The sequence below is a fragment of the Shewanella sp. 10N.286.52.B9 genome (genome assembly GCF_002873635.1).
Taxonomy (GTDB): domain Bacteria; phylum Pseudomonadota; class Gammaproteobacteria; order Enterobacterales; family Shewanellaceae; genus Shewanella.
This window is the reverse complement of record NZ_MCTY01000197.1, coordinates 26,077-34,797: the sequence shown is the minus strand read 5'-3', so window position 1 is coordinate 34,797 and position 8,721 is coordinate 26,077. Positions and strand designations below refer to the sequence as shown.

The following is an 8,721-nucleotide window of genomic DNA, read 5'->3' as shown; positions in this document are numbered from 1 at the left end:
ATATAACAGTATTTTAATTAGTGAAATAATTTAACTCATATTCCGATTCGAAAATTGTCATAGACTTGTATTTTATTAAATAAGCTGACTATACTGCAGCCATCTTGTCGGAGTGCCTTTATGGCTGAGACCGTTTATTCGGGATCCGTTGAACCTGATCAGGCTAGAACCTGCGAAGGAAACAAGCAGTTAATTTGCTTATTTTTACCCTACAGTCAGCAGCAATTTTATAGTGAATGGCTGCGTGGCTAGATCATAAATATTAGTGCAAAATAAAAGATAGAATTAATTAAAGCAGAGTTATTGCTGAAGTTAATTTAACCCGCCATTTGCCGATATTTAAGGTTCAAAGTTAAGGTGTAAATTCAAGTCAATTACAGAGTTAATGTTAACTCGCTCGTCATCAACAATTCTCCAGGCAAGCAACTCTATTTTTTTATTTTGAGGTTGCTTATGTCAAATCGTCGTGAAACCCGCGCTCAAGCGCAAAATTTTATTGAAACCCTAAAACCTTTACAGCACCCAAATTCTGAAAAGATCTATCTGAGCGGATCCCGCCCCGATCTGTTAGTGGGCATGCGTCAAATTCATCAAAGCGATACTATCCTTGGCGGTAGTGAAGATGCGCCCGTGACTGAAGCCAACCCAGCCATTAAAGTTTATGATTGCGCCGGTGCCTATTCAGATCCTGATGCTGAAATTAATGTCCGTTTAGGCTTAAACAAGTTTCGCCAAGCTTGGATTGAAGAGCGCGAAGATACAGAGCAACTTGATGGAGTTAGCTCTGACTTTACCCAACAGCGTTTGGTTGACGACGGTTTAGATCATTTGCGTTTTGAAGCCCTTGTTCGCCCTAAAAAAGCCAAGTCAGGCCGCCGCGTTACTCAAATGCATTACGCTCGTAAAGGCATTATTACACCTGAGATGGAATATATTGCCATTCGCGAGAATATGGCTAGAGAGCAAGTCACTGATGAGATTTTGACTCAAAAAGCCCCCGGTGAAGCTTTTGGCGCTCACATTGGCCAGCCTATTACCGCTGAATTTGTCCGTGATGAAGTTGCCCGCGGCCGCGCCATTATCCCGTTAAACATTAATCATCCAGAAGCTGAGCCAATGATCATCGGGCGTAACTTTTTAGTCAAAGTTAATGCCAATATCGGTAATTCAGCGGTAACCTCGTCCATCGAAGAAGAAGTCGAAAAGCTAGTTTGGTCAACGAGATGGGGCGCTGACACTGTAATGGATTTGTCTACGGGGCGCTATATCCATGAAACCCGTGAATGGGTCATTCGAAACTCTCCTGTCCCCATTGGTACAGTGCCCATCTATCAAGCGTTAGAAAAAGTAAATGGTGTCGCTGAAGACCTAAATTGGGACATTTTCAAAGATACCTTGATTGAACAGGCAGAGCAGGGTGTCGATTACTTTACCATCCATGCTGGGGTACTGCTGCGTTATGTACCAATGACGGCAAAACGTCTTACTGGCATCGTTTCTCGTGGTGGTTCCATCATGGCAAAGTGGTGTTTAAGTCACCATAAAGAAAGTTTTTTGTATGAGCACTTTAGAGAGATTTGCGAAATCTGCGCTGCCTACGATGTGTCATTGTCATTAGGCGATGGTATGCGGCCCGGCAGTATTGCCGATGCCAATGATGAAGCGCAATTTGCTGAATTAGAAACCTTAGGCGAGCTGGTTAACATTGCTTGGGAAAATGATGTGCAAACCATCATTGAAGGCCCAGGCCATGTACCGATGCAGCTCATTAAAGTGAATATGGAAAAGCAGCTTGCCCATTGTGATGAAGCGCCTTTTTACACACTCGGCCCACAAACCACCGATATTGCGCCAGGTTATGATCACTTCACCTCAGGGATTGGGGCGGCAATGATGGCTTGGTATGGCGTGGCCATGCTGTGCTATGTCACTCCTAAAGAGCATTTGGGTTTACCGAATAAAGAAGACGTTAAACAAGGACTTATCGCTTATAAAATTGCAGCTCATGCTGCCGATGTGGCTAAAGGTCACCCTGGTGCGCAAATTCGTGATAATGCCTTATCAAAAGCAAGGTTCGAATTTCGCTGGGAAGATCAATATAACTTAGGCTTAGACCCAGATACCGCTCGTGCTTATCACGATGAATCGCTCCCCCAAGAGTCTGCCAAAGTTGCGCATTTTTGTTCTATGTGTGGGCCAAAGTTTTGCTCAATGAAAATCACTCAAGAAGTGCGTGAATACGCTGCAAAGCAAGCGCGTGATCAGTTACAAAAGGTGAACGTGCTTGACGCTAGCGAATTTAAACACCTGCAGGCACACTCTAATCACAATGTTAATTCCGTAGACGCAAGTGCAGATATAAGCGTTAGTAGCGGTGTAGATATTCAATCAGCCATGGCACAAAAGTCAGCTGAATTTAAAGCCACAGGCTATGCAATTTATCATCCGTTACCTTCTAAGCCAGACACAGCAACAAGCGCAGATTTAGCTGTTAAGACCACTGCTGAATTAGAGGCTTAACCATGAATGTTTCACAACCACATAGCTTAGAAACCATGTCGCCCATCGTCTGGACTATTGCCGGTTCAGATAGTGGTGGCGGCGCCGGCATACAGGCAGATTTAGCAACTATAAATGACTTACAGTGTTTTGGCTGCAGCACAATTACCACTGTTACTGCGCAAAATTCGGTGGCTGTAACACTAGTCGAGGCTGTGTCAGAATCCATCTTATTGGCTCAGCTAAATACACTTGCTAGCGATTTAGCGCCAGCAGCCATAAAAATTGGCTTAATTGCCAATCAACAACAATTGGTACTCATTGCTAATTGGTTAAAGACATTTAAAAGTCAGAGTTTAGCTAACCAGCTGATCCCGATTATTTTAGATCCTGTCATGGTTGCCAGTAGTGGTGATAGCTTAAATGAGCGCGCAAAAAAGCCGTTAGATTTTAGCCCTTTTAAAGGTCTAATTAGCTTAATTACCCCTAATGTTAGGGAGTTACACACGCTGACTGATACTAACAGCGTGGAATTTGAACCTCGGTGCACAATTAAAAGCCAAAGCCTAGACTCAAGTGATGGTTTTTATAGTGCGGCAGCGCAACTGGTTAAACAGCTTCATTGTCATGTGCTCGCCAAAGGCGGTGGTGCAGTATGGCAACAAACCAAAGCCAATGATTTGTTCATTTGCCGTAAAGTTCACGGCGTGAGTGACGCCCATCAATATCAAGCTTATTGGCTTAATAGCGAGCGAGTTAATACAAGTAATAACCATGGCACAGGTTGCACCTTATCCACTGCGATAGCATGCTTTTTAGCCCATAACTATGTACTTCATGATGCCGTTGTGATGGCAAAAGCATATGTACTCAAGGGATTAGTGTGCAGTGAATCATTTGGTAAAGGCGCAGGGCCAGTGGCAAAAACCGCTTGGCCTGATGAAATACAATACTACCCTGAAATTACTGCCGTAAGTGGCGCTGAAATTAACAATTTAGGCAAAACACAGCAAGAATTAGCTGCTGGTGGAAAGTTTAGCAATGGATTAATAAATACAGCTCAGGGCTACCTAGATTGCCGCTTTCCTGCGCTGCATAAGGGCATTGGTGTTTATCCGGTTGTGGATGACGTGACTATGCTGCAAAGCGTGTTAGAAGCCAATTGCACCACAGTGCAGCTGCGAATTAAAGCTAATGCTGTCAATGAGGTCTCTAATGATGCTCAGCAAACCAAACTAGTACAAGATATTAGCCGCGCAATAGCTCTGGGTAAGCAATATAACGCCCAAGTGTTTATTAACGATCATTGGCAATTGGCAATACAACTTGGCGCATTCGGGGTTCATTTAGGTCAAGAAGACCTTGAGTTAGCCGACTTAAATGAAATTTCAGCGGCAGGGCTAGCCCTTGGGTTATCTAGCCACAGCGTATTTGAAATTCTATTAGCTCAGCAATTAAATCCATCCTATATCGCCTTAGGGCATATTTTCCCAACGACCACTAAGGTGATGCCGTCAAAGCCTCAAGGCTTAGCAAAATTAGCACGCTACAGTGCATTACTTAACAACGTATGCCCAACCGTGGCCATCGGTGGTATTGATGCAAGTGTTATAACGGATATCAAAGCCACTGGGGTTGATAGTGTTGCCGTGGTAAGAGCCATTACTGAAGCAGAAAACCCTGCCAAGGCTTATTCATTGTTAGAGCAGCAATGGCATCTAGCGGCTGCACAACAACCTCAGCAACAACCTCAGCAACAGCCAAGGCAATCACATGTAAAATCCCACAAGCCATCAGTGAAACAGCTGCAGTGTGAGCCAGTGTCATGACGATTACACAACAGCGTCAAGCTAATAAGAGTGGGCTCACTTCCAAGCAGTTTATCAAGTATGCCAGTCATATTTTACTGACTGATATGGGTGAGCTTGGTCAGCTTAAATTACTTAATAGCCGGCTACTGATCATCGGAATCGGTGGTTTAGGTCACAGTGTTGCCCAGCAATTGGCCGCCGCGGGAGTTGGAGAACTGATATTGATGGATCATGACAAGGTAGAGCTTTCAAATCTGTCGCGGCAATTACTTTTTAACGAACAAGATATTGGTTTAAGCAAAGCGCTACTTGCCAAAGATAAGTTAGCAGCAGCCTATGAAGACGTAAATATCATGGCAATTGAGCAGGCCTTTGGCGCTGATACAGATGGTGCAAAATTAGTTGAATCTGTCGATCTGGTGTTTGATTGCACTGACAACTTTACTAGCCGCTTAATGATTAATGAAGTTTGTGTTCGTCACGCTACAGGGCTAATTAGCGCAGCGATTTCCGCTAATGATGGGCAATTATTTTGCAGCTCAACTGACTATCCGCAAAGGGGCTGTTATCAATGCCTGTACCCACAAGATACTCATGTTTCACAAACATGTGTATCAATGGGGGTTAACACTGCTGCTGTTCAAACGGTTGCATCAATGCAAAGTTTATTGGGGCTAAATTGGTTAACAGCCGATGACTTAGGCAAAGGCCAGCTAGCGGGTAAGTTACATGTGTTTAATGCTAAAAGCTTGCAATGGCAGATTATACAAATGAATCAAGACCCTAAATGTAGTTGTTGTAGCGCAGCTATTACAGCGTCAACAAATGACGTCAACTCATGCAGATAACTTTACCGCAAAAGGATTAAACATGATTGAAATTGAATTTAATGGCCAACCAGAGCAGTTGCAACAAGCGCCAAGCTTATTAGCGCTAATAGAGTCTAAACAACTTAATCCCAAAGCACTGGCATTAGTGCTCAATCAGCAAGTTGTACCAAGAAGTCGCTGGCAGGCCATTCAATGCCAGCCTAATGATAAAGTAGACGTCTTTTCAGCTGTAGCAGGGGGGTGATTATGTTAACCATAGCCGGACATCAATTTGAGTCTCGTTTATTTACAGGTACAGGAAAGTTTAGCGATGCTAACACTATGCTAGCCGCCATTGAGGCCTCTAACTCACAATTAGTGACCCTCGCAATGAAGCGTATTGATCATAGTAAAGACTATGATGACTTGTTGACGCCATTACAGCAAATGGGAGTTAAGTTATTACCCAATACTGCAGGGGCAAGAACCGCTAAAGAAGCTATTTTTGCAGCAGAACTTGCCAGTGAAATGCTTGGCACAAAGTGGATCAAACTTGAAATCCATCCAGATCCGAAATACTTGATGCCAGATGCTATTGAAACCCTTAAAGCTGCCGAAGTCTTGTGTAAAAAAGGCTTTATTGTGTTGCCTTATGTTCATGCAGATCCTGTGCTGTGTTACCGGCTAGAGGAAGTGGGCTGCGCCGCTGTGATGCCGTTAGGCAGTCCTATCGGCAGTAATCAAGGTTTAGCCACTGAGCCTTTTTTAGAGATGATCATTGAGCAAGCTAATGTGCCGGTGGTTGTTGATGCTGGGATTGGCGCACCTTCGCAAGCTAGCCGAGCAATGGAGCTGGGCGCAGATGCCGTGCTAGTCAATACTGCGATTGCCAGTAGTCAATCTCCCATAGTGATGGCGCGGTGTTTTGATTTTGCGGTTAGAACCGGTCGTGATGCCTATACCGCCGGACTTGGCAGTGTTACCAAACAGGCAGAACATACTAGCCCGCTGACGCAATTTTTACATCTGTAAGCCAGATTATTCCCTTACAGGTGAATGATTTGGTTTGAGTAATTTAACTTTGAATGCGGTTGGTTCAACAAATTAAGATAATAGAGTGGCGCACCATGAGTTTTGTCGAGCAATTTAAACAGCTAGATTTAATCGATTTATCAATGCGGATTAATAGCAGCACTGAAGCTGATGTGCAACAAGCATTACAGCGCCCCCAAGGTCATATTGACAGTTTAACCGCGCTTTTATCGCCTGCTGCATTACCTTTTTTAGAAACGATGGCGCAGCGGGCATATCAGATAACCCGGCAACGCTTTGGGGCTAATATTGGTTTATACCTGCCATTGTATTTATCTAACTTGTGCGCAAATGAGTGTGACTATTGCGGTTTTTCTATGAGTAATAAACTCAAACGAAAAACCTTAACAGAGACCGAATTATTAGCTGAAATTCAAATCATTAAACAGCGAGGTTTTGATTCAATATTACTGGTTTCTGGAGAACATGAAACCAAAGTAGGCATTGAATACTTTAAAACCATCTTGCCACTGGTAAAACAGCATTTCAGTTATGTAGCAATCGAAGTACAGCCTTTGGCGCAAGATGAATACGCCCAGCTGGTGGGGTTAGGGCTCGATGCTGTGATGGTATATCAAGAAACTTATCATCGCCAAACCTATGCCAAGCATCATACCAGAGGTAAAAAACAAGACTTTACTTATCGGCTCACTACACCAGAAAGGGTCGCGGCGGCTGGGGTTGATAAAGTGGGATTAGGGGTATTGCTCGGATTAGACAGTTGGCGCGTAGATGCGTTATTAATGGGCTATCATTTGGCCTATTTAGAAAAACATCACTGGCGCAGTCGTTACAGTATTTCTTTACCGAGATTAAGACCGTGTACCGGTGGAATTAGTCCTAAAGTCGAATTAACTGATGTGGGCTTAGTGCAATTGATCTGTGCGTTTAGATTGTTTAACCCCCAGCTTGAAATTAGTTTATCTACCAGAGAAACCCAGCAGTTACGTAACAACTTATTGCCTTTAGGGGTGACTCATATCAGCGCTGGCAGCTCTACCCAACCTGGTGGTTATCAAAATCCCAACACCCAGTTGGATCAATTTGAAATCTCAGATGAGCGCAGCGCGGTGCAAATGGTGCAGCAAATACAAAAGTCAGGGCTTAACCCAGTATGGAAAGATTGGGAGACAAACTGGTATTAGTTTTTAAATTGGTATGCATTTTATCACGACTATTCAATGTGATATAACTTGTTATTAGGTTGTTTCAAAAGGAGTTGTATCATGGAAATAGCATCAATTTTTACCCTCGGTGTTCAAGGACTGCAACAGGCGCACAATGATTTAGCGCAGGCGACCACGGCGGTAGCCATCCCAGAAACGCTAAGTTCTGCCTCAGTACTAATAACTGCAGATAGCGTCACGCTTAGCTCGCAAACAGCGGCCCTGATTGATGCTCAGCAAGCTATTTCTCACGCCGAGGTTGCAGTAGATGTGATAAATGTCTGGTCTGAAAACATTGGCACCATAATCGATGTCTCAGTGTAGAACTCAATGTAACTTGAGCTGGCATTAATGACTTTGAGTATCATTAAAGCTAAATAAATCAGATATCTATCAAGGCTTGTTTTGGTCAATATCGTGCTGTAATAAAATTAATGATTCTAACAATTTACTGGCAGGCCCCTGATTATCTCGGTTAGGGATAACCAAAGTTAATGCAATTTTACGACTTTTACTGCCTTTAAGAATAAGCCTGGCGAGCTTACCTTGGCGAATATCATCCTCGACCAAATAAGCGGGCGCCCAACAAAAGCCAATGCCACTTTGTAACACGTTTTTTGCTTCGTGAAAGTTTGATACTGTCCAGCGCTGCTCTGACTTTAACCAACCAGTATCTACTGATTTTTCAGTTGCAGTGTCTTTAATGACCACTTGTAAGTGCTGCGCCAGCTCTGTTTCATCGGCAACAATACCGCACTGGGTTAATGGATGAGTCGGACTGCATACAAGGTATAAGTCTGACTCACACAGGAACTCGGCAATATGGCCTTTTGCAGGAATACCGCAAATAGCGATATCGGCGATGTTATTGTCAATTAATTCTTGTGTGCCTGTGATCACCGAGTCAATGACAGTCACTCGGGTCCCACGGCTATCGGGCCAAAAGGCTTTTAAGGCGTCCACAAGAAATTGCATTGGATAGATGATTTCGCGGGCAATGGTCAAGTTGGGCTCCCAGCCTTGTCCTAAATTGCTCGCAAGTTGCTCAAGTTCATCAACGGTTTGGGTTAAGTGACGTGAGCGCCTGAGTAGTACTTCACCTTGCTGCGTTAGGTAAGCTTTGCGTCCCTTTACTTCAAGTAATTGAATCCCAAGTTGGTTTTGTAGTTTAGCCACAGCGTGATTGAGCGAAGATTGGCTTTTATTCAGCTTTTCTGCTGCTTGGGCGTAACCACCAAAGTCCACTACAGATTGAATAATTCGCCATTGCTCAAGTGTGGATTTTGCTCTATTCATACAAAACTCATTAGTTTACAGGTCAATATTAAAAAGAGCGTATCACAC

At 43.7% G+C, this 8,721-nt stretch carries 8 protein-coding genes and 1 riboswitch; of the genes, 7 read left to right on the top strand and 1 reads right to left on the bottom strand.

Annotated elements, in window-relative coordinates; all coding sequences use genetic code 11:
• Window positions 1-98: 98 nt before the first annotated feature.
• Window positions 99-198, top strand: a riboswitch (TPP riboswitch).
• Between the two features lie 255 nt (window positions 199-453).
• The 7 genes from thiC to BCU91_RS15450 all read left to right on the top strand — a co-directional run bounded on the left by thiC (window position 454) and on the right by BCU91_RS15450 (window position 7,701).
• A complete protein-coding gene (gene thiC, locus BCU91_RS15480) occupies window positions 454-2,520 on the top strand; it encodes a phosphomethylpyrimidine synthase ThiC (protein ID WP_102475512.1) in 2,067 nt (688 codons plus the stop codon).
• Between the two features lie 2 nt (window positions 2,521-2,522).
• The gene (gene thiE / locus BCU91_RS15475) at window positions 2,523-4,328 is read left to right on the top strand and encodes a thiamine phosphate synthase (RefSeq protein WP_102531839.1); all 1,806 of its coding nucleotides are present in this window, start codon (window positions 2,523-2,525) and stop codon (window positions 4,326-4,328) included.
• Window positions 4,325-5,158 (top strand): HesA/MoeB/ThiF family protein, encoded by an 834-nt coding sequence (locus BCU91_RS15470; RefSeq protein WP_102531838.1) that lies wholly within the window; start codon window positions 4,325-4,327, stop codon window positions 5,156-5,158. Before thiE ends, BCU91_RS15470 begins: the two co-directional genes overlap by 4 nt.
• Window positions 5,159-5,180: 22 nt before the next feature.
• A complete protein-coding gene (gene thiS / locus BCU91_RS15465; protein WP_102437188.1) occupies window positions 5,181-5,384 on the top strand; it encodes a sulfur carrier protein ThiS in 204 nt (67 codons plus the stop codon).
• Between the two features lie 2 nt (window positions 5,385-5,386).
• Window positions 5,387-6,151, top strand: coding sequence for a thiazole synthase (locus BCU91_RS15460; protein WP_102437190.1), 765 nt, complete (start codon window positions 5,387-5,389; stop codon window positions 6,149-6,151).
• A gap of 95 nt (window positions 6,152-6,246) precedes the next feature.
• On the top strand, window positions 6,247-7,356 hold the full coding sequence (gene thiH / locus BCU91_RS15455; RefSeq protein WP_102531837.1) for a 2-iminoacetate synthase ThiH: 1,110 nt from the start codon (window positions 6,247-6,249) through the stop codon (window positions 7,354-7,356).
• Between the two features lie 81 nt (window positions 7,357-7,437).
• The gene (locus BCU91_RS15450) at window positions 7,438-7,701 is read left to right on the top strand and encodes a chemotaxis protein (protein ID WP_102531836.1); all 264 of its coding nucleotides are present in this window, start codon (window positions 7,438-7,440) and stop codon (window positions 7,699-7,701) included.
• A 69-nt stretch (window positions 7,702-7,770) separates the two neighbouring features.
• Here the strand turns inward: BCU91_RS15450 and BCU91_RS15445 are convergent, their stop codons facing one another.
• A complete protein-coding gene (locus BCU91_RS15445; protein ID WP_102437194.1) occupies window positions 7,771-8,673 on the bottom strand; it encodes a LysR family transcriptional regulator in 903 nt (300 codons plus the stop codon).
• Window positions 8,674-8,721: the final 48 nt, after the last annotated feature.

Excerpts from the sequence above, each read along its gene's own strand:
- BCU91_RS15445 (WP_102437194.1), bottom strand. The coding sequence starts at position 8,673 with ATGAATAGAGCAAAATCCACACTTGAGCAATGGCGAATTATTCAATCT.
- BCU91_RS15450 (WP_102531836.1), top strand. The coding sequence starts at position 7,438 with ATGGAAATAGCATCAATTTTTACCCTCGGTGTTCAAGGACTGCAACAG.
- thiS (WP_102437188.1), top strand. The coding sequence starts at position 5,181 with ATGATTGAAATTGAATTTAATGGCCAACCAGAGCAGTTGCAACAAGCG.
- thiC (WP_102475512.1), top strand. The coding sequence starts at position 454 with ATGTCAAATCGTCGTGAAACCCGCGCTCAAGCGCAAAATTTTATTGAA.
- thiH (WP_102531837.1), top strand. The coding sequence starts at position 6,247 with ATGAGTTTTGTCGAGCAATTTAAACAGCTAGATTTAATCGATTTATCA.
- thiE (WP_102531839.1), top strand. The coding sequence starts at position 2,523 with ATGAATGTTTCACAACCACATAGCTTAGAAACCATGTCGCCCATCGTC.
- BCU91_RS15460 (WP_102437190.1), top strand. The coding sequence starts at position 5,387 with ATGTTAACCATAGCCGGACATCAATTTGAGTCTCGTTTATTTACAGGT.
- BCU91_RS15470 (WP_102531838.1), top strand. The coding sequence starts at position 4,325 with ATGACGATTACACAACAGCGTCAAGCTAATAAGAGTGGGCTCACTTCC.